At 68.2% G+C, this 24,346-nt stretch carries 26 protein-coding genes and 1 tRNA gene; 9 read left to right on the top strand and 18 right to left on the bottom strand.

Annotation, left to right across the window (positions count from 1 at the left end; all coding sequences use genetic code 11):
- Window positions 1–6 precede the first annotated feature (6 nt).
- The 4 genes from NFX31_RS06045 to NFX31_RS06030 all read right to left on the bottom strand — a co-directional run bounded on the left by NFX31_RS06045 (window position 7) and on the right by NFX31_RS06030 (window position 5,028).
- Window positions 7–756 carry a hypothetical protein gene (locus tag NFX31_RS06045; RefSeq protein WP_262956998.1) on the bottom strand — a complete coding sequence of 250 codons (750 nt, stop codon included), beginning with the start codon at window positions 754–756 and terminating at the stop codon, window positions 7–9.
- Window positions 743–2,401 carry an Eco57I restriction-modification methylase domain-containing protein gene (locus NFX31_RS06040; RefSeq protein ID WP_262956997.1) on the bottom strand — a complete coding sequence of 553 codons (1,659 nt, stop codon included), beginning with the start codon at window positions 2,399–2,401 and terminating at the stop codon, window positions 743–745. Before NFX31_RS06040 ends, NFX31_RS06045 begins: the two co-directional genes overlap by 14 nt.
- Window positions 2,402–2,536: 135 nt before the next feature.
- The gene (locus NFX31_RS06035) at window positions 2,537–3,673 is read right to left on the bottom strand and encodes an ATP-binding protein (RefSeq protein WP_262956996.1); all 1,137 of its coding nucleotides are present in this window, start codon (window positions 3,671–3,673) and stop codon (window positions 2,537–2,539) included.
- Window positions 3,674–3,867: 194 nt separating this feature from the next.
- A complete protein-coding gene (locus NFX31_RS06030; protein WP_262956995.1) occupies window positions 3,868–5,028 on the bottom strand; it encodes a DUF262 domain-containing protein in 1,161 nt (386 codons plus the stop codon).
- 275 nt (window positions 5,029–5,303) lie between these two features.
- Between NFX31_RS06030 and NFX31_RS06025 the strand changes: the two genes are divergently transcribed.
- Window positions 5,304–5,504, top strand: coding sequence for a hypothetical protein (locus NFX31_RS06025; protein ID WP_262956994.1), 201 nt, complete (start codon window positions 5,304–5,306; stop codon window positions 5,502–5,504).
- A 79-nt stretch (window positions 5,505–5,583) separates the two neighbouring features.
- Window positions 5,584–6,315: a hypothetical protein gene (locus tag NFX31_RS06020; protein WP_262956993.1), complete on the top strand. Its 732-nt coding sequence runs from the start codon at window positions 5,584–5,586 to the stop codon at window positions 6,313–6,315.
- Between the two features lie 64 nt (window positions 6,316–6,379).
- On the opposite strand, the gene NFX31_RS06015 is transcribed toward NFX31_RS06020, so the two are convergent.
- On the bottom strand, window positions 6,380–7,060 hold the full coding sequence (locus NFX31_RS06015) for a hypothetical protein (protein WP_262956992.1): 681 nt from the start codon (window positions 7,058–7,060) through the stop codon (window positions 6,380–6,382).
- An 81-nt stretch (window positions 7,061–7,141) separates the two neighbouring features.
- Between NFX31_RS06015 and NFX31_RS17515 the strand changes: the two genes are divergently transcribed.
- Window positions 7,142–7,426, top strand: a complete 285-nt coding sequence (locus tag NFX31_RS17515) for a helix-turn-helix domain-containing protein (RefSeq protein WP_420847428.1) — start codon at window positions 7,142–7,144, stop codon at window positions 7,424–7,426.
- Here the strand turns inward: NFX31_RS17515 and NFX31_RS06010 are convergent.
- From NFX31_RS06010 to NFX31_RS05995, 4 genes are all read right to left on the bottom strand, one after another.
- Window positions 7,423–8,001, bottom strand: coding sequence for a recombinase family protein (locus tag NFX31_RS06010; RefSeq protein ID WP_262956991.1), 579 nt, complete (start codon window positions 7,999–8,001; stop codon window positions 7,423–7,425). The two genes, NFX31_RS17515 and NFX31_RS06010, sit on opposite strands and share 4 nt — an antisense overlap.
- A complete protein-coding gene (locus NFX31_RS17510; RefSeq protein WP_420847427.1) occupies window positions 7,958–8,353 on the bottom strand; it encodes an ATPase, T2SS/T4P/T4SS family in 396 nt (131 codons plus the stop codon). The genes NFX31_RS06010 and NFX31_RS17510 overlap by 44 nt, the downstream gene beginning before the upstream one ends.
- Before the next feature lie 13 nt (window positions 8,354–8,366).
- On the bottom strand, window positions 8,367–8,531 hold the full coding sequence (locus NFX31_RS17505; protein WP_262956990.1) for a hypothetical protein: 165 nt from the start codon (window positions 8,529–8,531) through the stop codon (window positions 8,367–8,369).
- Window positions 8,532–8,609: 78 nt separating this feature from the next.
- The gene (locus NFX31_RS05995) at window positions 8,610–9,059 is read right to left on the bottom strand and encodes a MarR family winged helix-turn-helix transcriptional regulator (RefSeq protein WP_045249870.1); all 450 of its coding nucleotides are present in this window, start codon (window positions 9,057–9,059) and stop codon (window positions 8,610–8,612) included.
- 110 nt (window positions 9,060–9,169) lie between these two features.
- Between NFX31_RS05995 and NFX31_RS05990 the strand changes: the two genes are divergently transcribed.
- From NFX31_RS05990 to NFX31_RS05975, 4 genes are all read left to right on the top strand, one after another.
- A complete protein-coding gene (locus NFX31_RS05990) occupies window positions 9,170–10,366 on the top strand; it encodes an MFS transporter (protein WP_045249871.1) in 1,197 nt (398 codons plus the stop codon).
- A 48-nt stretch (window positions 10,367–10,414) separates the two neighbouring features.
- On the top strand, window positions 10,415–11,239 hold the full coding sequence (locus tag NFX31_RS05985) for an aldo/keto reductase (protein ID WP_262956989.1): 825 nt from the start codon (window positions 10,415–10,417) through the stop codon (window positions 11,237–11,239).
- Between the two features lie 49 nt (window positions 11,240–11,288).
- Window positions 11,289–11,370: transfer RNA gene (locus NFX31_RS05980), tRNA-Leu, on the top strand.
- Window positions 11,371–11,525: 155 nt separating this feature from the next.
- Window positions 11,526–12,212 carry a DedA family protein gene (locus NFX31_RS05975; protein ID WP_045249873.1) on the top strand — a complete coding sequence of 229 codons (687 nt, stop codon included), beginning with the start codon at window positions 11,526–11,528 and terminating at the stop codon, window positions 12,210–12,212.
- Window positions 12,213–12,219: 7 nt separating this feature from the next.
- On the opposite strand, the gene ku is transcribed toward NFX31_RS05975, so the two are convergent.
- The gene (gene ku / locus NFX31_RS05970) at window positions 12,220–13,047 is read right to left on the bottom strand and encodes a non-homologous end joining protein Ku (protein ID WP_045249874.1); all 828 of its coding nucleotides are present in this window, start codon (window positions 13,045–13,047) and stop codon (window positions 12,220–12,222) included.
- A 60-nt stretch (window positions 13,048–13,107) separates the two neighbouring features.
- Between ku and ligD the strand changes: the two genes are divergently transcribed.
- Complete coding sequence (ligD, locus tag NFX31_RS05965; protein WP_262956988.1) at window positions 13,108–15,090, top strand: non-homologous end-joining DNA ligase; 1,983 nt, start codon at window positions 13,108–13,110, stop codon at window positions 15,088–15,090.
- 3 nt (window positions 15,091–15,093) lie between these two features.
- Here the strand turns inward: ligD and NFX31_RS05960 are convergent, their stop codons facing one another.
- From NFX31_RS05960 to murI, 5 genes are all read right to left on the bottom strand, one after another.
- Entirely contained in the window at window positions 15,094–16,026 is a 933-nt protein-coding gene (locus tag NFX31_RS05960; RefSeq protein WP_045249876.1) for a cation diffusion facilitator family transporter, read from the bottom strand.
- 93 nt (window positions 16,027–16,119) lie between these two features.
- Window positions 16,120–16,908, bottom strand: coding sequence for an alpha/beta fold hydrolase (locus NFX31_RS05955; RefSeq protein WP_262956987.1), 789 nt, complete (start codon window positions 16,906–16,908; stop codon window positions 16,120–16,122).
- A gap of 52 nt (window positions 16,909–16,960) precedes the next feature.
- Window positions 16,961–17,551 carry an RdgB/HAM1 family non-canonical purine NTP pyrophosphatase gene (rdgB, locus tag NFX31_RS05950; protein WP_262956986.1) on the bottom strand — a complete coding sequence of 197 codons (591 nt, stop codon included), beginning with the start codon at window positions 17,549–17,551 and terminating at the stop codon, window positions 16,961–16,963.
- Window positions 17,548–18,294, bottom strand: a complete 747-nt coding sequence (gene rph, locus NFX31_RS05945) for a ribonuclease PH (RefSeq protein WP_045249878.1) — start codon at window positions 18,292–18,294, stop codon at window positions 17,548–17,550. Before rph ends, rdgB begins: the two co-directional genes overlap by 4 nt.
- Window positions 18,291–19,124 (bottom strand): glutamate racemase, encoded by an 834-nt coding sequence (gene murI, locus NFX31_RS05940; protein WP_045249879.1) that lies wholly within the window; start codon window positions 19,122–19,124, stop codon window positions 18,291–18,293. The genes rph and murI overlap by 4 nt, the downstream gene beginning before the upstream one ends.
- Before the next feature lie 68 nt (window positions 19,125–19,192).
- On the opposite strand from murI, the gene NFX31_RS05935 reads away from it, so the two are divergent.
- Window positions 19,193–20,515, top strand: a complete 1,323-nt coding sequence (locus NFX31_RS05935) for a nicotinate phosphoribosyltransferase (protein WP_045249892.1) — start codon at window positions 19,193–19,195, stop codon at window positions 20,513–20,515.
- Between the two features lie 30 nt (window positions 20,516–20,545).
- On the opposite strand, the gene NFX31_RS05930 is transcribed toward NFX31_RS05935, so the two are convergent.
- From NFX31_RS05930 to NFX31_RS05920, 3 genes are read right to left on the bottom strand one after another with little or no spacing between them, the layout of a single operon-like run.
- Entirely contained in the window at window positions 20,546–20,812 is a 267-nt protein-coding gene (locus NFX31_RS05930) for a DUF3039 domain-containing protein (protein ID WP_045249880.1), read from the bottom strand.
- Between the two features lie 56 nt (window positions 20,813–20,868).
- Window positions 20,869–22,368 carry a hypothetical protein gene (locus NFX31_RS05925; protein WP_262956985.1) on the bottom strand — a complete coding sequence of 500 codons (1,500 nt, stop codon included), beginning with the start codon at window positions 22,366–22,368 and terminating at the stop codon, window positions 20,869–20,871.
- Between the two features lie 44 nt (window positions 22,369–22,412).
- The gene (locus NFX31_RS05920) at window positions 22,413–24,287 is read right to left on the bottom strand and encodes an ATP-binding cassette domain-containing protein (protein WP_262956984.1); all 1,875 of its coding nucleotides are present in this window, start codon (window positions 24,285–24,287) and stop codon (window positions 22,413–22,415) included.
- Between the last annotated feature and the right edge of the window lie 59 nt (window positions 24,288–24,346).

Genomic DNA, 24,346 nt, shown 5'->3' with positions numbered 1-24,346 from the left:
CCGTATTCACAGCTTGGTGATTCTTCCGTCCGTGCCGTCGTAAAGGTCGAAATTCCGTTCCCCTACCAGGGTAATCATCTCTGAAAGTGCCTCATCGAGATCAATCTCCTTCTCACCGTTGTTGACCTCGAACGCGCGTATAGATGGCGCAAAGGGATTCGAGTCGAGCAACAGCACGTAGAACTTCTCAAATTGCTCCTCGCGCCCCGCAGGGTCGTCCCGCCCCGTGAAGAGTCGGAGCCTCGGGAACGCATTCCTGAAGGTGCTCTTTCGCTTCTTCGCCGAGCCGTCCGGGTTGAGATCGTCCGTAGCGGCACCAGCATCCAAGAACAGGAAAGCAGCCAATACGGCGTAAGGAAAGCGTCGATGCAGCGTGACGGATTCGATGAGCATGTCTCCGCGACGGTTCGTGAGGTTCTTCTGAAAATTCCCCGTCGAGTTGTCGCGGAACATGATCGTCTTGATGGAGATCGCGAAGATCAAGCCCGAGTCCTCAGTTGCCCAGGAGACATCCACCTTCTTTGCGCCGATACCGCCGGAGAGTCGACGCTCCGCACCGCTCAGGCCAACCTGGCCGGGTTCTGCGGGCAACGCTCTGTCCATACCGAGATCGCGAAGCTCGGCGGCGATCGCGAGCGCGAGATTGTCGCTGAGCCGCTGGTTCCAGTTCTTCTTGTCACCCTGCGCGCCATTGTCAGCAGGCTTCAGACCCGCAGCCTTGACTGCAGCCAGAAGGCGATCTTCAAACCTCGACACGACGACCTCTCGCGGTCCGTCTCCCGGAGAGCTCGATGTACTGATCGCTGAGTGACTTGACATCGCCGCGTGACATACCAAGCTCTCCGACGAGAAGGACATCGTCTACTAGACGTGCTGCTTCGACGAGACGGCCGCTACGGAGGCGAGAGCCGAGCTGGGGACGAAGTGCGACCAGCTTCTCACGGGCAGCCTCCACTACCGCCGGACTCGGAACGGGAAGCCGATCCGCTTCTCGAGGCTCGATCTTGAGCATGCCGCCACCGTATGCCCGCCCGACAGTCTCCGCACCAACCAGCGTCATTGACGTAAGCGCCGCAAGCGGCAGGAGATCCCGACCTAGGGCACGGTACTTCTCTGCAAGATAGACCCCATGAACGCTGTTGAGGTGAAGCGCATTCGCCGCATTCGTCGTGATGCGTGGAGTGTCAGCGTTCATATACGTGAGGAAAAGATCTGCAGGCTTGAGCCGCGGCACGCGCCACCAAACCTTGCGGACCCGGCACTTGTATGCAAGGTGAACCTTCGCGGTCTCGCCGGCGTGGATGTACTCCAAGGCGGCGGATGAGGGTCGATCGCCCGGATAAAAGAGGAATGTGGCGGACCCGCGCTTCCCTAGGGCGCGCCAGGCGTCGTCAGACAGCATCAGACCTCGCAGATGGGAGCTCCCTGGAGGCGAAAGCTTGAGCAGCTCCGAGCGAGCGATACCCCTTTGCGAAGCTTCTTGAGGGGACATGGTGAAGTACCTGTTGTTCCCCGTCACCATGCCGAGCGTGGTCTCGCCCCACTCGTGGAGGGTAGTAAAACCGTCCTCTGTGAGGGCGGCATAGGTGCGCAGCGTCTGCGCACTAAGCAACGAAGGTGTCCATTTCGCAGACGGGTCCGTCGGAGTCCACGTGGTCGCCGCGAGAGTCTCTGAGAGACTCGACGCGTTCTGCGCCTGATAGATCGACATGTGCTTTGCGCTGCCCTCATCGAAGCCGTCGGCGAGAAGCAGGACAACGTCCTCCTGCGCTTCCGCGAACACGCGCTCGGTGAAGAGCACCAGATCGATGGTCTTGAAACGGGCAAGCAGGAAGCGCCGAACCTCGGCTGCATAGTTCACTGACAATAGCTCTGCCGGTATCACCAGCCCAAGCCGCCCGCCTCTGCGGAGCATAAGCGCTGAATGCACCGTAAATGCCGCCCAAGAAGATGCGAGGCCAGGCAAATTCACGCCAGCGCGGAGTGCGGCAGCCCGCGAACGAAGGCGAGCCTCGCCCGAGAAGTCCTGGTACCTGATGTACGGAGGGTTACCGATCACAGCGTCGTAGGAGCCGACCGTCTCCGTAAGGAAGAAGTCATTGGTCTCGATGTGTGGCTCACCGCCTGCCTCAGCGACCAGGCGCCGAGCCTCTGCCGAAGAAGCTGCGTGGATCTCTACACCGTCGACCCGAGGAGCCGCTAGCGGATTGAGCGCACGCAGTGCGTGAACGGCCTCGGTGAGGAATGCGGCCTCCCCACACGAGGGCTCGAGGACCATATCGTCGGCGCTACGAATCGCCCACCGTACTACGAACGACGCGAGCGCTTCGGGGGTGAAGAAGGCCCCGCGGGACTTCCGTAGCGCTGGCGTATCGGACACGAGAGCGAGGTTCGGAAGCATGTTCACATTCTGTCGTGAAGGTCTGACATGGCGGCCCAGCAACGCGGTACTGTCAACCGTTCCGTTTGCGATTGGTGGCTCGGAGCGCCGAACAACACTATGAAGTGGGTATCGACAGCGGGTTCCTACGCTCCGCTAGAGGAGATCACGAAGCTGGCGGCAGAACTCGGTGGCTTCGTCAGGGTTCAGTTCAATCCAAAGGTCGGCAAGAGCACGTAGCACCAGGCCGCGATCATGCTTCGCAGCCAAGGCGTTTACCCAATCATGTGGATCGGCACCCGCGAGCGAGTCGATTGTCCACTGCAGCTCCTGGGCATCGACTCGCAATCGGTCAGCGAGCCGCGCGACTTCCCTGCCCAGGCTGACAAACAGAGCATCTGGGTCGCCTTCTGTGGGTAGATAGAGCGTGGGCCATTGACGATCCCCCGATGGTCCGAGCTCGACCCGTTTGTCACCGTCGAACACGAAGGCGAACGCGAACCGACTATCGGGAGTTCTTGGCAGAGCTTCGCGAAGGGCCTTCATGTACCCATAACCGTCTTTCCAAACCACCATCGTGGACTGGTCGGCGCGTCGATCGGTGGCCCTCAGTAGAGATCGCGTGAGGTAGTAGGCGGACTCATCTTCCACGAAGAGAACACGCCTCAGCGGGGGCGCAGCAAGCAAGTCGTCTGCGGCCCCGGGTGCGTCGCGAACGTGCGTGCTTGTGATCGCTCCCGATGAATCGACGTCGAGCCGAACGAAGGCGCGCTCTTCTGCCGACTCTGCAATGACCGGCTGGCTGTGGGTGGTTACGACAAGTGACCATCCGTGCTGCAGGCAAGACCACAACAACCGTCGGATAAGAGCCTGGGCCGCAACAGGCGGAAGGTAGGCGTCCGGTTCATCGAGAAGCAGGTATTTGATCTCGTCGACCTCAGACCACTGATACAGGTACCAGAACAACAGGTGCACCCCGAACTCACCGAGTCCCATTTCCGACGACGTGTACGTTCGTCCCCGAAACGTGGCGGTGAAGAATGGCATCGGCTCGGCCGCGAGCCACGCCATCTCGGGCGGCGTCTTGTCGTCGCCTTCCTCGGCTACGGCCGACGTGTCTACCTCGAGCGCGTACCAATCAAGCTCGTCGTAGTCGCGGCCGATGACCCTGGTTACGTCTTCTAGGCGTTCTTTGTCGAGGTCGAGAGGGTCGTACTCGTCCAGCATCTCAGCGATGTCCGTCCGATGTCGCGACGCCTGCAAGATTCGCTGCGCGACGTAGTGCAGGTCCACATACCGAGCGCTCGAGCCCAGCTCGTTCGCCAACCCTCTCAGCACCCGGGATTTGCCGGCGCCGTTACGCCCCCCAAGCACAACGCATCGTTGGGACAGATCCAGCGAGATATCCTCGACACCGACCAGGTATGGTGGCGCGGCTGCGGCCTTCGCACGGATCCTGCGCCATCCGTCCCTCTCTCGCGCCTCTCTCACACCCGCCTCCGCGGGTCGAGCGTCGTCCCCCAGTCGATTCGCGTGAGGAACTCGTTTGTTAGACGCATAGCTGCTTCCGGTTCTAGCGACAGTTGCTCAAGCAGCAGGCTCGACTGGCGGTAGGACGGAGCATCGAAAAGATGCTCAGCAAACAGGTGAATCGCAAGGTCCCGGATCAAGACGGAACTGACATCGGTCACGCGGTACGACGCTCGATCGTCGTACAGACGCACCATTTGGGCAACTCCCGGCCCGATGTAACGAGGCACTTCCTCGCCAGCCTTGACCGCAGCACGGGTGGCCTCGAATTGCGCCAGCAGCGTTGGCGCAAGGGGCGAGAGTTCGGTTGCCCACGAGCAGTAGAGAAGCCAAGTCTGGAGGGTGCCCTTGTTGAACTTCACCCGTGACCCGTCTACCGCCTCGATCTGTGACAGGAGCTCGCGCCCTGCTGACTCGATCCTGTCCAACGTGGAGCTCTCGAACTCCCGGTTCCGGTAGAACTCTTCAACGCTCGTGTTGTTGACGTGCTCCCGGAGAGTGTCCCTCTCCAAGACGACGCACGCTCTCGAGATGATGTCGTCGTAGGCCAGGCGACCGTTACTGAAGCCGATGCGCTCCGGCGCAAGCAAGCCGATCTCAGCGAGATGTCTGACGAGGTCTCGAATTTGGATCTGGGCCGGGCCAAACAGGGCGTTTCGCTTCTCCGCGGGGGTGAGGTTGTACGACTGATTGAGACGGAAGAACAGTTCGTTCGGCTCGGAAGGCTCAAAGTCGGTGAGCTTCACGACCGTCACGAAGAACCTGTTCACCTGCTTTCGAACCGCCTCCGGGAGCTGCGAATATTTCAGCCCGTGGAGGCTAGCGATTCGCTCGTCCTCTGGTTTCAGCGTCCCATCGATCTTGATTCCGTCGTTGCAGAAGTCGCGGATCGCGGCAAGCCGCTGCTGGCCATCCAGCACGAGCTCACGATTGTCCTCAGTCACGACTAGGTGAACTGCCGGCACGTACCACGACCGGAGGATCGTATCCACTAGACGTTGACGTCGCCGGTTGTCCCACACCTCGCCTCGCTGGAAGTCAGGCTGTAGGTCCCACTCTCGGTCGCGGACACGGCGCACGATTGTCTCGAGCTCCAGTTGACTTTGCTCGACCTGCATTGACTCACCTCGTCCAGTTCCACATCGGCCTGCAGCCCGGGAGCCGCATGCCTCGAAGGCTATCGGAGTCGGACTGAAGCTGTGTCAATAGACGTTCGCCCAACGAGACAGCTGGGGGCACGACGTCGGACGCGGTTTTCCCGCGACATGGCGTGTCTCAATAGACCCGCCCCTTGGTCAGGCCCGGTGACGGCACGTCATGAGAGACAACCAAGTCGAACGCCACAGCGATGCAGCGTCATCCTCTCCGCGGTCTGCTGCGGCAGACTCAGTCCATGGACTTCGACAAGTTCGAGACGCCGGACGGCATAGAGATCAGGGTTCCGACGGACGAGAGTTATCGCTCATGCGTCGAGTGCGGTGGCGACTGCTACCCGAACGCGATAGCTGCCGATGGGCTGGGGATGCGGATCGGGTTCGTCTGCCCTGAACACGGGCTGCAGGGGATCGTCGACCCATTCCACGACCTGCGTTAGTTCCGCATGACCGCGGCTCCGCACAGGTAGGTATCAACTCGTCTCAGCCCAGTCGGGTCTCGCGGCTAGTATTCGGCGCATGACGCCCACCCCGTCGCCGCTACCTGCGGCACCGCCAATCCACATCAGCATCGACTGGGACTCCTTTGTCCCGGACCTGATCGTTGGTCTGTTCACTGGCCTAGTGGTCGGCGCCATTCTCGCGTGGACTCAGTCTCGCGCGGCTCAGAAGCGGGAGCGGCGCGAGATCGAGCTGCGATGGGAGGCCTTGCGCCCCAGAGTCGGTGCGCTGCTCCTCGATCCATGGGACCGACGTGTAATGGGTTCAACGCTCGCGGAGTTCGCCCGGCGCACTGACAACCTTCGCGAACTGATCAAAGACGTTCCCCTAGGCAGCTGGGCCGAAGTGTTGGACAGCGATGAACTGCGTGACCTTCACGAGCTCTCGAAGGCCGCCGCCGAATTGCACGGAGCCGCCCCCCGGTTCGATGGCTTCCTGAGGCACAGCATCAGTCGCTACTTGGTGGAAGACACACTCAAGGCAGACCTGGCAGAGTGGCAGGCGGCACACCGGGCCGCTGAACTTGTGCAGCCGTACGCAGTTCGAGCCTTGTTCGCGCCTACACCCAGTCAGCAGCTGAACAGGCATCGACTGGACATCCGACAAGACAGTCCAGTGGTCCAAGACCTGCTCGCTCATCCCCCGGTGACGTACAAGGAGGTCTTGGCGATGGTCGAGCGGGCTGAGAAACACTACGCGGCTTGCACCCGGATCGTCGATGCTGCAATGACGCGTTTCTGGTATCACTAGGCCGTCGCTAGAGACGGGCGCTGTCAGACATTCTGTTCTTGAGGCAGAGACGCCTATGGCCGCCTCAACGACCAAGCCAGCGCTGTGGGTCCTCTACGGTCACATTCACTACCACCTCTGACATCTCAACTCCGATCCAAGCCGAGGCGAGCTCCGTGGCTGCCTTCTCAATCGCACGACGGTTGGGCGCGCTCCCCGTCGCGACGATCGTCGTGCCGCGAGGCGTCATCGACGTGAGTTGCGGAATCTGAATGGTCCATGATCCGTCGCTGTCCCGGAATGCACGCGCATTGAGTTCTATGACCACCTTGTGACCTTTCGATTCCCGGGACCATAGCATTCTGGTACCCGCGCCGTCCCCCGACAGCGGGGCTGATCCTGGGTGCTCTGCTGAGCGAAGACGGATCTCATCTAAGCCTCGGCGTAGCGACGCGAGTAAGACCGCATGAATCGAGTACCTCTCGCGCCTCGCGTAGCTCACGATGGCGTCCCGGAGATCCTCATTCCCTTCCCAACGGACGAGACTCGACCTCGCCCCGCCGTGACCGCTGTCCACGTCCGGCGACACATCGGCCTCCATGAAGCCTCGCTCTGTCAGAGGTTCGTCGGCGCCCGCACCGGACGCATCCACCGCCGCTTCCCGCTCGGACGATGACATCTCGTTGATGCTTCTCGCCGCTACCGCCAGCTGATCGGACAAGTTCTGTAGGTAATCGGGCAGGGCTCGCCGCCGGAGCTTTGACATCCCGTCAAGAACTACAGTCAGTGCGCCAGATGCACAAGTAGTTGGGCAGACATTCACGCGCAACTCCGCGCGAATTGATTCATGCCTGTTTCGCGCTCGAGTACGACCCCCGAGCAACAAGAGGCATGGCGGCAGGCGCGCAAGCTCGTCGGGGCCGCCGTTCGTGAGGCACGGATCCAGGCAGGGCTCACGCAAGAGGCGCTTGCCCTCGAGTCAGGCGTGACGCGCAACATGCTGATCCACGTCGAGCACGGCACCCGCGGAGTCAGCTTTGAGCGTCTCTATGACCTAGCCGGCGCCCTGGGAATCGCGCCCTCGCGACTGCTCCCTGACGATCCACTTCGCGCAAGATCAACGCGGGGCTAAATTTCAGGGTTCGCCCTGAGTGTTCGATAGACCGTCGCTCGTGAGATACCGAACAGCTCGGCTAGTTCGGCCGAACTGTGCTGGCCAGCCGCGTGGAGTTCCCTCAAGAGAGCAGCCTGACGCGTGGTGAGTTTGGGCTTCCGCCCCTTCAACCTTCCCTTGGCACGCGCAAGCGCCATACCTTCGCGAGTTCTCGCGCGGATGAGGTCAGACTCGAACTCGGCAACCATGGCCAAAACGTTCAGCAGCAGTCGCCCTACCGGGTCATCCGGGTCGTGGACCGAGGCGCCGATCTGGAGTGTGACTCCCCGACTGGTCAGCGTGTCCACGATGTCTCTCGCATCGCGCACCGATCTCGCCAATCGATCGAGTTTTGTGACAATGAAGATGTCGCCCTGCCGGGAAGCTGCAAGCGCCTGGTTCAGAGCTGGTCGGTCGCGATTCGTGCCCGACAGCCCATGATCTACGTAGACACGCTCCAGCTCGACTCCGAGCGCCACCAACGCTTGTCGTTGTACTTCAACGTCTTGCTCAGCCGTCGAACAGCGCGCGTACCCGATGCGGATCCCGGTCATCGTCGCGCCCTTGAAACGGATCGACGCGTTTGATTCGGCCCGAATAGTGCGCAAGTCGATATTGCGCTCTGCCAGCATCGGCGATGGCGACGTGCAGACGGGACCCGTCCGGCAGGGAGGCATCCACGAACGGCTGACCGAGGTCGACGCGACGGCCCGCGGCGTGCAGCATGCGCTCGACCGTGTCGCGGAGCTGCGCCTCGGTCAGCGCGAGCGGCACCCGCTCGCTGCGCCCGTCCCGCGCCACGAACACGTGTGCCGGCCCGTTCAGCCAGATCTCCTCGACCGTGTCGTCGTCGAGCAGCGGCTGCAGCGGACCGTACCCCGCGACCCCGGCGAGGATGCCGCGCACGCAGGCCGCCTCGTCATCGATCGTGGCCGTGCCCCGGGGCGAGCGCCTGATCGTTGTGCCGACGCACCTCGAACTGCGCGATGCGGTGCGCTTCCTCGGGATGCACGGACGGGTCCGTGCGGTCGGCGCGCAGCCGCGCACGCACCCTCTCGGTGACGGCGGCGGTGCTGAGGCTCATCCCCGCATCGTCGCAGGATCCGGGATCCGGGCTCGGAAGTTATCCACAGCCCGGGTCTCGGGCCGCGGAGGAGGGCGGTCAGCCCACGCGGGCGACGTCGTGCAGGGCGTCCACCATCGGCAGCAGCTCGGGCTGCTCGGCGGCGTCGGAGAGCACGCGCTCCAGCGTCTCGTCGTGCACCGGCCGGGCGCGCTCGTACAGCTTCTGGCCGCTCGCGGTGAGCTCGGTGTAGATCCCCCGGCGGTCGTCGGCGCAGAGGATCCGGGTCAGCAGCCCGCGGTCCTCGAGCCTGTTCACCAGTCGCGTGGTCGCGCTCGGGCTGAGCGCGGCGGCACGGGCGAGCTGCTGCATCCGCATGTGCCAGCCGTCCTGACGGCTCAGCGCCTCCAGCACGGTGTACTCGACGACCGAGAGCCCCGCCTCGGCGGACAGGGCGCGTTCCAACTCCGCCTCGATCATGGCGTGCAGTGCGGCCATCGTGCGCCATCCGCGGGCGCGGATCTCGACGGCGTCATCGGCGATGCCCATGGATCCTCCAGAAGTAGTTGCTTGCGCTTTTTATTTGCGCGTGCAAGTATTGTGATCACCGACGCAAAAACCCGCGTCTGCAACTATCTCACTGTACCAGGAGTTCCCCCATGCCTCTCGGCCTGATCGCCCTCGCCCTCGGCGCCTTCGGAATCGGCCTCACGGAGTTCGTCATCATGGGCCTGCTGCCCGAGGTGGCCGCCGACTTCGGCGTCACCGAGGCCGCTGCCGGCTGGCTCATCTCCGGCTACGCGCTGAGCGTCGTGGTCGGCGCACTGTTCCTCACGGCCGCCACCACGCGCCTCCCCCGCAAGCCCGTGCTGCTCGGCCTCATCGTCCTCTTCATCATCGGCAACGCGCTCACCGCCCTCGCCCCCGGCTACGGGCTCGCCATGGTGGGCCGCATCGTCGCCGCCCTCACCCACGGCGCGTTCTTCGGCATCGGATCCGTGCTGGCCGCCTCCCTCGTGCCCGCCGCGAAGAAGGCCGGCGCGATCGCCATCATGTTCACCGGCCTCACCGCGGCGAACGTGCTCGGCGTGCCGTTCGGCACCTTCCTCGGCCAGCAGCTGGGCTGGCGCGCCACGTTCTGGGCCATCGCCGTCATCGGCGTGCTGGCGTTCGTCGGCATCGCCCTGCTCGTGCCGGCGACCCACGACATCGCCCCGACCCGCCTGCGCGACGAGCTCGGCGCGTTCCGCTCCGGCCAGGTGTGGCTGTCCCTGATCGTGACCGTGCTCGCCTACGGCGGCATGTTCGGCGCCTTCACCTACATCGCCTACACGCTCACCGAGGTCAGCGGCTTCGCGTCGAGCATGGTGCCGTGGTTGCTCGTGCTGTTCGGCGTGGGGCTGTTCCTCGGCAACTGGGCCGGCGGCAAGGCCGCCGATCGATCGATCGACGGCACCCTGATCGTGTTCGTGGCCGCGCTCGTCGTCGTGCTGGTGGGCTTCGCGCTCGTCGCCGCGAGCGGCCCGGCGACCGTCGTCGCCCTCTTCCTCATGGGAGGTTTCGGGTTCGGCACCGTGCCGGGGCTGCAGTCGCGCATCATGGGCTACGCCGCGTCCGCGCCGACGCTCGCCTCCGGCGCGAACATCGGTGCGTTCAACGTCGGCAACGCCCTGGGCGCCTGGGCCGGCGGCGTCGGGATCGCCGCAGGCCTCGGCTACACCTCCCCCATCTGGATCGGCGCCGGCATCACGGCGCTGGCCCTCGTCGTGATGGTCGTGGCCGCGCTGACCGCCCGCAGCGCGAAGACGGGCTCCGCCCCCGCGCACACGACCACGGCCGCCGTCCCCGCCCGCTGACCCCGCTCCCACCTCACTGCTTCGCACCACCACAGAAAGACGAACGACATGACCGTCCCCACCCTCACCCTGAACAACGGCGTCACCATGCCCCAGCTCGGCTTCGGCGTCTTCCAGGTCCCGGACGACGAGACCACCGCCGCCGTCGCGGCCGCCCTGCAGACCGGATACCGCAGCATCGACACGGCGGCGATCTACGGCAATGAGCGCGGGGTCGGCCGTGCGATCGCCGAATCCGGCATCGCCCGCGATGAGCTCTTCGTCACCTCGAAGGCGTGGAACGCTGAGAAGGGCTACGACGCGACCCTGCGGGCCTACGATGCGAGCCTCGAGAAGCTCGGCCTGGATGCGCTCGACCTCTACCTGATCCACTGGCCCGAGCTCGGCGACGGCGACTACGCCGGCACCTGGCGCGGCCTCGAGGCGCTCTATGCGCAGGGGCGGGTGCGTGCGATCGGCGTCTCGAACTTCGAGCCCGTGCACCTCGCGCGCATCCTCGAGACCGGATCCGTCGTGCCCGCGGTGAACCAGGTCGAGCTGCACCCCGCCTTCCAGAACAGGGCCGTGATCGCGGCGGACGCCGCGGCGGGAGTGGCGACCGAGGCGTGGAGCCCGCTCGCCCAGGGCGCGGTGCTGCAGGACGCGGCCATCACGGAGATCGCCGCTCGGCACGGCCGGACGCCGGCGCAGGTGGTGCTCCGCTGGCACCTGCAGGAGGGGCGCGTGGCGATCCCGAAGTCGGTGACCCCGAGCCGCATCGCCGAGAACTTCGACGTGTTCGGGTTCGACCTGGACGACGCGGAGCTCGCCGCGATCGACGCGCTCGACCGCGACGGCCGCACGGGCCCGCACCCGCACGAGTTCCACGGCTGACCTGCGGGACGGGTCGGGCGGATCCGGTCTCAGTAGACTGGGTCCGCCCGCGGGAGTGGTGAAACTGGCAGACACGCAGGATTTAGGTTCCTGTGCCTCCGGGCGTGTGGGTTCAAGTCCCACCTTCCGCACGAAAGCGTCGAGAGGCGGCCGCATGGTCGCCTCCCGGCGCTTCTTCGTTCGAAGAGGGGCTCTCCCAGCCGGACGAGACCTGCCCGCTCTAGACTTCAGTCACGCCGGCACCTCGGCGACACTCCCGCGACGACTCCACGGACGGAAACCACCTGTGCATCACGCCGCCCTCATCCCCTGGCTCGACCCGAACGTCATCATCCACGGCGCCGGCCCCTGGGCGCTCGCCGTGGTGCTGTTCATCATCTTCGCCGAGACCGGGCTGCTCATCGGCTTCCTGCTCCCCGGGGACACGCTGCTGATCATCTCCGGGCTGCTCACGCACACCGTCGACGTGTTCGGCGTGAACATCTGGGTCGTCTGCGCGCTCATCGCCCTCGCGGCGTTCCTCGGCGGCGAGGTCGGCTATCTGATCGGGCACAAGGGCGGACCCGCCGTGTTCGAGCGCAAGGAGTCCGGGCTGTTCAGCCGCAAGAACGTCGAGCGGACCAACCACTTCTTCGAGCGTTTCGGCGGCCTGACGGTGATCCTCGCGCGCTTCATCCCCGTCGTGCGCACGTTCGCCCCGGTCGCGGCCGGCGTCGGGCACATGCCCTGGCGGCGGTACAGCCTGTACAACCTGATCGGGGCCGTGCTGTGGGGCTTCGGGATGACGCTGCTCGGCTACGTGATCGCCTACATCCCGTGGATCCGCGATCTCGTCACCAAGTACATCGACGTGATCCTGCTCGGCGTCGTGCTCCTCACCCTCGCGGTCACCGCCTGGCACTACTTCAGCGAGCGCCGCAAGGCGAAGCTCGAGACCGCATCGGGCGCCCCGGCGGTCGAGCCCGAGATCTGATCCGCGCTCAGCCCGCGTCGCGCTTCGAGCCGCCCTCGTCGGCCGCCTCGGCGCGGGCGGCGCGCGACTTCTCGACGCTCGCGCGCAGCGCCTCCATCAGATCGATGACCTCGCCGCCCTTCTCCACGGGTGCGAACGTCTCCTCGGTCTCGAACGCCTCGCCCTTCTCGATCTTCGCGTCGATGAGCGTGCGCAGCTCGACCTGGTACTCGTCCACGAACGCCTCAGGGTCGAAGTCCCCCGAGAAGCCCTCGACCAGGGATGCGGACAGCTCGAGCTCCTTGTCCGACACCGTGACATCCTCGTGCAGCGACGGGAAGTCCGCCTCGCGCACCTCATCGGCCCACAGCAGCGTCTGCAGCACCAGCACGTCGCCGCGCACGCGCAGCGCGGCCAGTCGCGTCTTCTGGCGGAGGGTGAACCGGACGATCGCGGTGCGGTCGGTGGCCTCGAGGGTCTTGCGCAGCAGGACGTACGCCTTGGGCGACTTCGAATCCGGCTCCAGGTAGTACGCCTTGTCGAGGGTCAGCAGATCGACCTGATCCGAGGGGACGAACTCCACGACGTCGATCTCGCGACTGCGCTCGGCGGGCAGCGACTCCAGATCCTCCTTCGTCAGCACCACCGTCTGCGACTCGTCCTGGTAGGCCCGGTCGATCTCGGAGTAGGCCACGGTCTGGCCGCAGATCTCGCACACCCGCTTGTACCGGATGCGCCCGCCGTCGGCGTCGTGCACCTGATGCAGCGGGACGTCGTGGTCCTCCGTCGCGGAGTACACCTTCACCGGCACGTTGACCAGGCCGAAGGTGAGCGAGCCCTTCCAGATCGTCCTCATGGCACCAGTACACACCACCGGCGCGCGCGACGGATACCGGCTTGCCATTACTGTGACCACATGGCAGACGGTCCGCAGTTCGTGCGCATCGGAGAGCGGCGTCTGCGCGTCACGAACCTCGACAAGGTGGTGTATCCCGAGACGGGCACGACCAAGGGCGAGGTGATCGACTACTACGCGCGGATCGCGCCGCTGCTGCTGCCCGTCGTCGCCGGGCGGCCCGTCACCCGCAAGCGCTGGGTCGAGGGCGTCGGCACCGCCGCCGATCCGCAGGGCTCCTTCTTCGCGAAGCAGCTCGAGCCCGGGGCGCCGGGATGGATCCGCCGTCTGGAGATCCCGCACTCCGGGGGCGCGAAGGACTACCCGCTGGTCGACGAGGTCGCGACGCTGGTGTGGATGGCCCAGGTCGCCGCGATCGAGCTGCACATCCCGCAGTGGCGCTTCACCCCCGACGGCGGGCGCGGCAACCCCGACCGCCTCGTGCTGGATCTGGATCCCGGACCCGGGGTGTCCCTGTCGCAGTGCGCGGAGGTGGCGCTCATCGCGCGGGGCATCCTCACCGGGATGGGCATGGATCCGGTCCCGGTGACGAGCGGCAGCAAGGGCATCCACCTGTACGCCCCTCTCCCGGGTGATCGCACGAGCGACGAGATCTCCGCGTTCGCGCACGCGCTGGCCCGCGCGATCGAGGCGGATCATCCCGCGCTCGTCACGAGCGTGATGACGAAGACGCTCCGCGCGGGCAAGGTGTTCCTCGACTGGAGCCAGAACAACGGCAAGAAGACCACGATCGCCCCGTACTCGCTGCGCGGGCGCCCCGAGCCGTGGGTGGCGGCACCGCGCACCTGGGCGGAACTGGAGGATCCGGGGATCCGTCAGCTGCGGTTCGACGAGGTGCTCGCGCGCGCCGAGCGCGATCCGGATCCGTTCGCGGCGATCTCGCAGGCGGGCGCCGGGGCGGCGGCGGCTCCCGCCGCGGATCCGGCCGAACGGAGCCGCCCGCGCATCGTCGCGTCGTCGGGAGGGCGCAGGGCGTCGGCGGGCAGGGCGCCCGCGGCGCGGGACGACGATGCGACGGTCCCGGTCTACTCCCCGATGCTGGCCGAGCACGGCACCGCCGGCACAGCGCGCGCCCTGGGCTGGGCCGAGATCAAGTGGGACGGGATCCGCGCCATCGGCACCTGGTCAGAGGGTCGCTTCCGCCTGAGGGCGCGCAGCGGCACCGACATCACCGACCGCTACCCCGAGCTCACCGCCGACGGAGCACCGGGCTTCGACGTCGGCGAGGCCGTGGTCGACGGGGAGATCGTGGCGTTCGACGCCCTGGGGCGTCCCAGCTTCCACCGCCTTCAGGACCGCATGCACCTCACCCGGGCACGGGAGATCGAGCGCGAGGTGGTGCGCACCCCCGTGCGCTACCACCTGTTCGATCTCCTGCGCCTGGAGGGACATGACCTGACCGCCCTGCCGCTGCGCGATCGCCGCGAGCTGCTCGAGCGGATCGCGGCGGATCTGGACGCGCCGGTGCTCGTGCCGCCCGTGTTCGACGACGTCGACGCGGCGCTGGCGACGAGCTCCGCCCTCGATCTCGAGGGCGTGGTGGCCAAGGACCCGGCCTCGCCGTACGTGCCGGGAGGACGTTCCCCGCGCTGGCTGAAGCTCAAGCTCACCCGGGCGCAGGAGGTGGTGATCGTCGGCGTCCGGCCCGGCAAGGGCGATCGCACGGGGCGGATCGGATCCCTCCTGCTCGCGATCCCGGAGGCCGCCCTGCCGTCGGGGCTGCGCTACGTGGGCCGCGTCGGCACGGGCTTCACCGACCGCGCCCTGCAGGATCTCGGCGCGCGGCTCGACCCGCTGCGCGTCGGCGCCCCGGCCGTGGACGGCGTGCCGGTCGCCGACGCCTCCGACGCGCTCTGGGTGCGCCCCGAGCTCGTCGGCGAGGTCGAGTTCGCGAACTGGACCGATGACGGGGTGCTGCGTCACGCCCGGTGGCGCGGCCTCCGCCCGGACAAGAGCCCGTCCGAGGTCGTCGTCGAGTCCTGACGCTCAGGCGTGCACGGCCTCGCAGTCGCCTGCGGCTCCGGAACCGCTGTCGTCGGGTTCGATCTGGAACGTCGAGTGCTCCACGTCGAAGTGCTCGGCGAGGCAGGACTGCATCTGGACGAGGAGCGCCGATGCGCCGCCCTCCGCGAGCACCGCGGCCTTCACCGAGACGTGCGCCGTGAACACGGGCGCCCCGCGGGTGAGCTGCCACACGTGCACGTCGTGCACGCCGGTCACGCCGGGGTACTCGAGCAGGTGCCGGCGGATGTCGCTCACCGCGGTGCCCTTGGGCGCCGACTCGGCGAGCACCGAGAACACCTCGCGCAGCAGCGAGATCGCACGGGGGATGATCATCGCGGCGATGATGAGCGAGGCGATGGCGTCCGCCGGCATCCATCCCGTGGTGATGATGACGATCGCCGCGACGATCACCATCGCGGATCCGATGAGATCCCCCATGACCTCCAGATAGGCGCCGCGCACGTTGATGCTGGTGCGCTGGGCGGCACTGAGCAGCCACATCGAGACACCGTTCGCGACGAGACCGACGGCGGCGACGACCAGCATGAGCGGGCCGGCGACCTCGACCTCGGAGGGGTGCAGCAGCCGGCCGATCCCCTCGAAGGCCACCCATGCCGAGAGCAGGATGAGGATGATCGCGTTGACGAGGGCGCCGAAGACCTCGGCGCGCTGATAGCCGAAGGTGCGCCGGTCATCGGCAGGGCGGGCGGCGACGGCGCTCGCGATCAGCGCGATGACGAGGGCGGATGCGTCGGTGAACATGTGCGCGGCGTCGGCGAGCAGAGCCAGCGAGCCGCTGAGGATCGCTCCGACCACCTGCACCAGCATGATCGTGCTCGTCAGCGTCAAGGAGATCGCGAGCAGGCGACGGTGGCCTGCGGAGCGGATCCCGGTGGCGGGGGCGTGATCGTGCATGCCTCCAGCGTAGAGCCAGGATCCCCCGGTCGGAGCCGATTTCGCCTAGTCGGGAATGGGGATGATTCTCACTTGCGCCGCGCTCGGCGACGCTCAGTGCGCGTCGTCGAGGAACGCTGTCAGCAGCGGAAGCGTGCGCCGCATGCCGCGCAGGTCGTCGCCCGCGGCGAACACCTCGCCCAGGTAGTCGCCGTGACCGGCCGGGAGCATGAGCAGCCGGGCGCCGGGGATCCGGTCTGCGAGCGCGACCGCGTGGTCGCGGCGGATCACGTCCCGGTCGCCGGCGACGACGAGCGTGGGCGCGATGATCGACGCGAGCGCCTTGTCCGGGAAGTCCTGGAAGCCGGTCAGCATGAGGTCGCGGTCCAGCACGAACATCCGCTCCGCGTGCGCCGTCTCCCCGCTCACGAGCACGTCGGCCTCCCGGTAGACCTCCGGCATGTCGGCGGATCCCGCGCCCGCGAGTGCGTCCCAGAAGCCGTCGATCATGCCGTCCCGGCGGAACGGCGCGGACGCGACGATCAGCCGGGCGACCCGGTGCGGATGCCGGATCGCGAGCTGCAGCGCGACCTGGCCGCCGTTGCTGAAGCCGAGCACGTGCACTGCGCCCGCACCGAGCTCCGCCAGCAGGGCGGCGACGTCGTCGGCCGAACGCTCGAAGGACGCAGGACCGGATCCCGTCGGCGTGCGCCCGTGTCCCTGCAGCTCCACGGCGAGCAGCCGACGCTCCCGGGCGAGCTCCGGGATCAGCGCTCCCCAGTTCGACTCGATCGTGGATCCGCCGCCGTGCACGAGCAGCAGTGGCGGTCCGTCGCCTTCCGGGCCGTGCCATTGGTAGTAGAGGCGGGCGGTTCCGCCGGATCGTCCGTCCACGAAGTCCACGCGACCGACGCTACCCGTGCGTCCCGGAGCCGTCCACGGTTCCGCCGGCGCCTCAGAGCTCCGCGAGCAGCGGGACGAGCGCGTCGAACGCGCGGGCACGATGCGACTGCGTCTGCTTCTCCTCCGCCGTGAACTCGCCCACGGTGCGCTCGGAGCCGATCTGCCCGTCGGGCACGAACACCGGGTCGTAGCCGAACCCGCCGTCGCCCGCGGCCTCGTGGGCGAGCCTCCCCGGCCACTCCCCCCGCACGGTCCACTCGCGTCCGTCGGGCAGCACCAGGGCGATGACGCTCACGAAGCGTGCGGCGCGATGCGGATCCGCGATGTCGCGCAGCTGGTCGAGCAGCAGATCGCGGTTCGCGATGGCGTCCTTGCGCTGACCCGCCCAGTACGCCGAGAACACGCCGGGCGATCCGCCCAGCACGTCGACCGCGATCCCAGAGTCGTCCGCGAGCGCGGCGAGCCCGGTGTGCGCCGCGGCGGCGCGGGCCTTGATGAGGGCGTTCTCCTCGAACGTGACGCCGTCCTCGACGGGCTCTGGACCGTCGTAGCCGACGACCTCGAGATCCGGCCGCGTCGCCGCGACGATCCCGTCGAACTCGGAGACCTTGTGCGGGTTGTGCGTGGCGAGGACGATCCTCACGCCCGCTCCTCCGCGAGGGCGGCGAGCTGGCGATCGCGCAGATCCGCGCACCCGTTCACGCCGAGCTCGAGCAGGGCGTCCAGCTCGCGCTTGTCGAAGGGCGCCCCCTCCGCGGTGCCCTGCACCTCGACGAAGAGGCCGCGGCCGGTGACCACGACGTTCATGTCGGTCTCGGCGCGCACGTCCTCGACGTAGGCGAGGTCGAGCATGGGCTCGCCGTCGATGATCCCGACGGACACGGCGGCGACGGAATCGTGCAGCACCTGCGCCTTCTGCCCGATGAACTTCTTGCGGCGCCCCCACTCGATCGCATCGGCGAGCGCGACGTAGGCCCCCGTGATCGCCGCGGTGCGTGTGCCGCCGTCGGCCTGCAGCACGTCGCAGTCGATCACGATCGTGTTCTCGCCGAGCGCCTTCGTGTCGACCACGGCGCGCAGCGCGCGGCCGATCAGTCGGGAGATCTCATGCGTGCGGCCGCCGATGCGCCCCTTCACGCTCTCCCGGTCGTTGCGCTCGTTGGTCGCCCGCGGCAGCATCGCGTACTCGGCGGTGACCCAGCCCTTGCCCTTGCCGGTGAGCCAGCGCGGCACGCCGTTCGTGAACGACGCGGTGCACAGCACCTTGGTGTTGCCGAAGCTGATCAGCGCGGATCCCTCGGCCTGGGCGCTCCAGCCGCGCTCGATCGTGATCGGACGGAGCTGGTCGACGCTGCGGCCATCGGTGCGGACGGTGGGCTCGGTCATGGGATCTCCTTGAGGTGGGGAAGGTCGATGACGCCGGTCTGCACGAGCCGGACGCCCCGCACCTCCTGGCCCATCAGGCGGTTGGCGAGGGCGGTGAAGTCGTCGGCCGAGGCGCCCGTCGCCTCGTACACGTAGCGGGGCTGCGCGTCGGCGGGGGCGAGCAGGTCCCCGCGGACCAGCTGCCGGTACACATCGCCTGCGGTCTCGTCGTCGCTGGAGACGAGGGACACGCCTTCGCCCATGACGTAGCCGATCGCGCCGCGCAGGAACGGGTAGTGGGTGCAGCCGAGCACGAGCGTGTCGACGCCCGCGTCCCGCAGCGGCGCCAGGTACTCCTCGGCGACGCGGAGCACCTCCGGGCTGTCGGTGATGCCCGCCTCCACGAACTCCACGAACCGCGGGCATGCCGCCGTGAACACCGCCAGGTTCTCGTTGACCTCGAGCATGTCCTGATAGGCGCGGGATCCGATGGTCCCGACCGTTCCGATCACGCCGATCCGTCCGTTGCGCGTGGTCGAGATCGCCCGGCGGACCGCGGGGCCGATCACCTCCACGACCGGCACGTCGTAGCGTTCGCGAGCGTCGCGCAGCATCGCCGAGGACGCCGTGTTGCAGGCGATCACGAGCATCTTCACGCCCTGGTCGACAAGGGTGTCGAGCACCTCGAGCGCATAGCGCCGCACGTCCGCGATGGGCTTGGGCCCATACGGCGAATGCGCCGTGTCGCCGATGTAGACGAACGATTCCCGCGGAAGCTGCGCGCGGATCGCGCGGGCGACGGTGAGACCGCCGACTCCGGAGTCGAAGATCCCGATCGGCGCGTCGTTCATGATGATCCAGCCTAGTCGGCGCGCGCCCTCGCGCGCTGCGAGGGGCGCGCGCACGTATGCTGATCGCCATGACCGCGTCCAGCGCCCTGAAGACCGACCGGTACGAGCTCACGATGCTGGAGGCCGCGCTCCGCGACGGCACCGCCGCGCGGCAGAGCGTGTTCGAGCTGTTCTCCCGCCGCCTGTCGGGAGGGCGCCGCTTCGGCGTCGTGGCGGGGACCGGACGCCTGCTCTCGCTGCTGCGCGACTTCCGCTTCGGCGACGACGAGCTGCGCTACCTCCGCGACGCGAAGGTCGTCGACGCCGACGCGCTCCGCTACCTCGAGGGCTACCGGTTCGCCGGCACCATCCGCGGATATCGCGAGGGCGAGCTCTACTTCCCCGGCTCCCCCATCCTCACCGTCGAGGGCACGTTCGCCGACGCCGTGATCCTCGAGACGCTGGCGCTCAGCGTGCTGAACCACGACTCGGCCGTCGCGACGGCCGCCTCACGGATGAGCATCGCCGCCGGCGAGCGCCCCCTGGCGGAGATGGGCTCGCGCCGCGCCGCGGAGGACTCCGCCGTCGCCGCGGCCCGGGCCGCGTACATCGCGGGCTTCGGCGCCACGAGCAACCTGGAGGCGGGACGCACCTGGGGGATCCCGACGATGGGCACCGCCGCGCACTCCTGGACGCTGCTCCACGACAGCGAGGAGGACGCCTTCCGGGCGCAGATCGCCGCGCTCGGCACGGACACGACCCTGCTCGTGGACACCTACGACATCCGCCAGGGCGTGGAGACCGCCATCCGCGTGGCGGGCACAGAGCTCGGCGGCGTGCGCATCGACTCCGGCGACCTGCCGATCATGGCCGCGGAGGTGCGGGCGCAGCTCGACGAGCTCGGCGCGACCGGCACGAAGATCACCGTGACCAGCGACCTCGACGAGTACGCGATCGCCGCGCTCGCCGCGTCCCCGGTGGACGCGTACGGGGTCGGCACCTCGGTCGTCACCGGATCCGGGTACCCGACCGCGAGCATGGTCTACAAGCTCGTCGCCCGGCAGGGCTCCGACGGCGGCTGGGTCGCCGTTGCGAAGGCGTCCGCGGACAAGGCGTCGAAGGGTGGCCGCAAGGCGGCCTTCCGGGTGCTCGCGGACGGCGTCGCGCAGTCGGAGACCGTGCTGGTGGCGGACGGCTTCGAGGAGCTCGGCGCCCAACAGCACCCCGACGGGCGCGCCCTGCAGGTCACGCTGGTGGACCAGGGCGAGATCGACACCGCGTTCGAGGGCCCCGAGGGCACGATCGCCGCGCGCGAGCACCACTTCCGGGTGCGCGAGGAGCTGCCGGTGCGCGCCCTCGCGCTCAGCAAGTCGGATCCGGCGATCCCCACCGTCTTCGAGGACGTCCGCTGAGCGGACCCGTCCCCGAGACCGCCCGCGGGGTCAGCGGGCCATCGACTCGTAGATCTCCTTGCACGTGGGGCACACCGGGAACTTCTCCGGATCGCGTCCCGGCGTCCACTTCTTGCCGCACAGCGCCCGGACGGGCTTGCCGGTGAGGGCGGACTCGAGGATCTTCTCCTTCTTCACATAGTGGGAGAACCGCTCGTGGTCTCCCGGCTCCTGGAGCTCCTCGTTGAGGAGCTGCTCGAGTTCGCGATCGAGGGTGGCGACGCCGCCCTGATCCGGGGCATCCAGCGGGGTACTCATGACGGCGAGTCTAATCGCGCACGGGCCCGCGGGCTCCGCCGGATCCGAGGAACCGGTCAGACCGTCTCGACGAACTCCATCAGCTCCGCGCCGCGCCGGTCGAACGCCCGCCCGCCGGCGAGCACGCCGACGACGAGGACCGCCGCCCCGATGAGGATGCCGGCCCAGAACGCCGGCGCGGTCGACGCCTCGGAGTCCACGAGGGGCTGCCACGCGAGCAGCAGCGCCGGAAGGCTCAGCACCACGGCGCCGATCAGCGCACTCGCCTGCCCCAGCGCGCCGCCGCGCGAGCGCTGGGGCTGCTGGAACGGGCTGTCCCCGGGGCGGGAGACACCGTAGGGCGCGACGACCGACGTCACGCTGGCGAGGCCGAGGCCCGTGAGCAGCAGGCTGGCGACCACGCCGATGAACGCCGGCAGAAGCGACCAGCGACCGATCACGGCGAGCGTCACGGGGATCGCCACGGCGAGCGTGGGGATCGCGATGAGCACGACGGGGACGAGCCTGCCGAGCCGATCGGGCAGACCGCGCACGCCGCTGGCGACATGGATCCAGAAGGCGGTGGAGTCGTAGGCGACGTCGTTGTGCGGCAGCCAGCCGAAGAACAGCGCCATCACGGCGACCGGAAGCGCCGCCGCGAGGGCGAGCGGCACGCCGGCGACGATCAGCGGGACGACGGTGAGCACACCGGCGATCGGCACGATCACGACGTTGATGATGTAGCGGCGGTCGCGCAGCCAGTACACCAGGCTGCGCGCGGCCACGGCCCCGAAGGCGTTGGACGGCAGCAGACCGAACCAGCCGAGGCCGGGGCGCTCGCGCACCGCGGTGGGGCGTTCCGTGGTGGTCAGCGCACGGTGTGCGAGTGCGGTCCAGCCCCAGGCGACGCCCGCGGCGGTCAGCACGGCGATGACGACGGCGATCCAGGCGGCGCCGGTCTGACCCGAGACGATCAGGAACGGGAACGCCGCGGAGGCGCCGAGCGGCGTCATGCCGAGCACTCCCGCCACCGAGTGCAGCGCCGGGGGCACGGCACCGGCCCAGCCGAGCGAAGCGACGAACACGCCCACCGGCACGGCGATCACGATCACCGCCAGCGCGAAGAGCGAAGTGAGCTCGCGGGAGCGGCGCTCCGGCAGCAGCCTCGCGCTGAGCGCCATCCCGACCCGCGCCGCCAGCACGGCGGTGACGAGCGTGAGGATCCCGGACAGCACGGCGAGGGCCCACGGCGTCCCGAACGAGATCGCGACGCCGACGATGGCCCCCTGCACCAGCAGCAGGGCGAGGCTCGGCACGCTCACGAGGGCTGCGACGGCGAGGATCCCGGGAAGGCGTCGGTCGTCGACGCCGAACACCGCGAAGCGACGTGGATCCAGCTGGTCGACCGAGCCCGCGAGGATCGGCGCGACGAAGAAGCCCAGGACGACGGCGGAGCTGCCCAGCACGATGACCGCATGCGCCGCGGCCTCCGAGGTGTGCGACAGACTGCGGATCGCGATGATCGCGACAGTCGTGGCGGCGGCGGTGAGCAGCAGCGCCACCACCGTCCGCGTCACCCTGCTGCGGTCTCCTCGGAGGGCGCCGAGGGCCAGCATCAGCCTCAGTCGGAGAACGTGTGCAACCACTCCAGCCCCTCCACCTCGGTGGCCGAACCGGACAGCTCCACGAACCTCTGCTCCAGGGTCTGCCCCGCACGCACCTCGTCGACCGTGCCCTCGGCGAGCACGTCGCCGCCGACGATGATCGCGATCCGCTCGCACACCTGCTCGATCAGGTCCATGCCGTGGCTCGAGAGGATGACCGTGCCGCCGTGCGCGACGTACGCGCGCAGGATGTCGAGGATGACGCCCGACGACACCGGATCCACAGATTCGAACGGCTCGTCCAGCACGAGCACGCGCGGCGAGTGGATCATGGCGCCGGCGAGCATGATCTTCTTGGTCATGCCGGCCGAGTAGTCGGAGACCACACGGCTCAGCGCGCCTGTGAGATCGAACGCCCTGGCCAGATCCGCGACGCGCTTCTCCACGACGTCGGAGGCGAGGCCCCGCAGCAGTCCGTAGTAGTGCAGCAGCTGCCGGCCGGTCAGCCGGTCGAAGGTGCGCAGGCGGTCCGGAAGCACGCCCAGCGCCTTCTTCGCCGCGGCCGGATCGGCGCGCTGATCGATGCCGCTGATCCGCACAGTGCCGGAGTCGGCCCGCAAAAGCCCCGCGATGATGGACAGCGTGGTCGTCTTGCCTGCGCCGTTGGGCCCGACGATCCCGTAGAAGGTGCCGGCGGGCACGGTCAGGTCGATGCCGCCGACCGCGACCGTGTCGCCGAAGCGCTTGACGAGGCCGCGCACCACGAGCGCCTGCCGCTCGGCGGGCACCGCCTCATCCTGCGCGGCATCCTGCTCGGCCGCACGCGGCGACGCCGATCCCTGCTCCGGCTCCCCCGTCTCCGGAGCGGCGTCGGCTGCGGGTGTCGAGTCCTCTGCGGGCGCGGCGTCTTCCGCGGACGGCGCTTCCTCTCCGGGCGCTGTCTCGTTTGCCGGCGCCGCTTCGTCTGCCGGAGTCTCGTCTTTCGCCGACGCGTCTTCCAGCGTCCGCTCGGTCTCTTCTTCCGACACGTCCGGCGCCGTCGCGCTCGTCCTGGTCTCCGTCGTCGGCGACGCGCCCCCAGATTCGCTCTCCACAGGAGCATCATCCTCCGCCGCGACCTCCTCGGGCGAGAGGATCCAGGTCTCCTCTGCACGGGCGGCCGGATCGGCCTTCCGCGTCTCGGCCGCCGCGGCGGGCGGCTCCACGACCTCGGCGATCGTCGCCGCAGCGTCGTCCGCGAGGGCCGCCGCCGGCTTCCTCGGAGCGCGCTTCGTCGTCCCCCCGGCCGTCGAGGTGGTCTCCTTCGCGGCGCTCGGCCGCTTGGCGGCCGTCGGCTTCGCCGGCGTCGTCTTGGCCGTGGCCGTCTTCGCCGCGGTCGGCTTCGCCGGCGTCGTCTTCGCCGTGGCCGTCTTCGCCGTGGCGCGCGACGCTGTCGTCCGCTTCGAGGCCGTGGTCTTGGCGGCGGCCGGCCGGCGGGCGGCGGTGCTGGAGCCCTCCTCGGCGACGTCCCCCGGCGTCGCGGTGGCGGAGGTCCGCGTCGTGCCCTTCGCGGCGGCGCTCTTCGTCCCCCGCGGAGCGCGAGCCGCGGTCGGAGCCGACGCCTTGACCGAGGCGACCCTTGCTGCCTCCTCCTTGGCCGTCTCCGCCGCGGCCTCGGCCTTGGCGGCGGCGGCCTTCTCCCCGGCCGCCTTCGCCGCGGCCGTGCGCGCGGCGCTCGTGCGCGCCGCCGTGCGCTTCGCCGCCGCCGAGCGAGCGGCCGCGGCCTGACTCTCCGCCTTCACGCGCGCCGTCTGCGCGGCGGTGCCCCGCGGGGCGGCCGACGCCGTGCGACGCGGCTTCGCCGGCGGCGAGGAGTCTTTGGGCGCGCGAGGGTCATGGGATGCTCCGGTCATGCATTCACGGTAGCAACCGGGTGCTGCGAAATCCGGGCGGACCGCCCGAAGTGACGGGA

This window comes from Microbacterium azadirachtae (assembly GCF_025583665.1).
Classification (GTDB): domain Bacteria; phylum Actinomycetota; class Actinomycetes; order Actinomycetales; family Microbacteriaceae; genus Microbacterium; species Microbacterium azadirachtae.
Note: the sequence above shows the minus strand (reverse complement) of the source record. Positions and strands in the feature narration are given on the sequence as shown.

Excerpts from the sequence above, each read along its gene's own strand:
- NFX31_RS05920 (WP_262956984.1), bottom strand. The coding sequence starts at position 24,287 with ATGACCGGAGCATCCCATGACCCTCGCGCGCCCAAAGACTCCTCGCCG.
- NFX31_RS06030 (WP_262956995.1), bottom strand. The coding sequence starts at position 5,028 with ATGCAGGTCGAGCAAAGTCAACTGGAGCTCGAGACAATCGTGCGCCGT.
- ku (WP_045249874.1), bottom strand. The coding sequence starts at position 13,047 with ATGAGGACGATCTGGAAGGGCTCGCTCACCTTCGGCCTGGTCAACGTG.
- NFX31_RS06020 (WP_262956993.1), top strand. The coding sequence starts at position 5,584 with ATGACGCCCACCCCGTCGCCGCTACCTGCGGCACCGCCAATCCACATC.
- NFX31_RS17505 (WP_262956990.1), bottom strand. The coding sequence starts at position 8,531 with ATGAGCCTCAGCACCGCCGCCGTCACCGAGAGGGTGCGTGCGCGGCTG.
- NFX31_RS17515 (WP_420847428.1), top strand. The coding sequence starts at position 7,142 with ATGCCTGTTTCGCGCTCGAGTACGACCCCCGAGCAACAAGAGGCATGG.
- NFX31_RS05995 (WP_045249870.1), bottom strand. The coding sequence starts at position 9,059 with ATGGGCATCGCCGATGACGCCGTCGAGATCCGCGCCCGCGGATGGCGC.
- ligD (WP_262956988.1), top strand. The coding sequence starts at position 13,108 with ATGGCAGACGGTCCGCAGTTCGTGCGCATCGGAGAGCGGCGTCTGCGC.
- NFX31_RS06040 (WP_262956997.1), bottom strand. The coding sequence starts at position 2,401 with ATGCTTCCGAACCTCGCTCTCGTGTCCGATACGCCAGCGCTACGGAAG.
- NFX31_RS06010 (WP_262956991.1), bottom strand. The coding sequence starts at position 8,001 with ATGACCGGGATCCGCATCGGGTACGCGCGCTGTTCGACGGCTGAGCAA.
- rph (WP_045249878.1), bottom strand. The coding sequence starts at position 18,294 with ATGACCGAGCCCACCGTCCGCACCGATGGCCGCAGCGTCGACCAGCTC.
- NFX31_RS06015 (WP_262956992.1), bottom strand. The coding sequence starts at position 7,060 with ATGTCAAAGCTCCGGCGGCGAGCCCTGCCCGATTACCTACAGAACTTG.
- NFX31_RS05990 (WP_045249871.1), top strand. The coding sequence starts at position 9,170 with ATGCCTCTCGGCCTGATCGCCCTCGCCCTCGGCGCCTTCGGAATCGGC.
- NFX31_RS06025 (WP_262956994.1), top strand. The coding sequence starts at position 5,304 with ATGGACTTCGACAAGTTCGAGACGCCGGACGGCATAGAGATCAGGGTT.
- murI (WP_045249879.1), bottom strand. The coding sequence starts at position 19,124 with ATGAACGACGCGCCGATCGGGATCTTCGACTCCGGAGTCGGCGGTCTC.
- NFX31_RS05960 (WP_045249876.1), bottom strand. The coding sequence starts at position 16,026 with ATGCACGATCACGCCCCCGCCACCGGGATCCGCTCCGCAGGCCACCGT.
- NFX31_RS05985 (WP_262956989.1), top strand. The coding sequence starts at position 10,415 with ATGACCGTCCCCACCCTCACCCTGAACAACGGCGTCACCATGCCCCAG.
- NFX31_RS05935 (WP_045249892.1), top strand. The coding sequence starts at position 19,193 with ATGACCGCGTCCAGCGCCCTGAAGACCGACCGGTACGAGCTCACGATG.
- NFX31_RS05930 (WP_045249880.1), bottom strand. The coding sequence starts at position 20,812 with ATGAGTACCCCGCTGGATGCCCCGGATCAGGGCGGCGTCGCCACCCTC.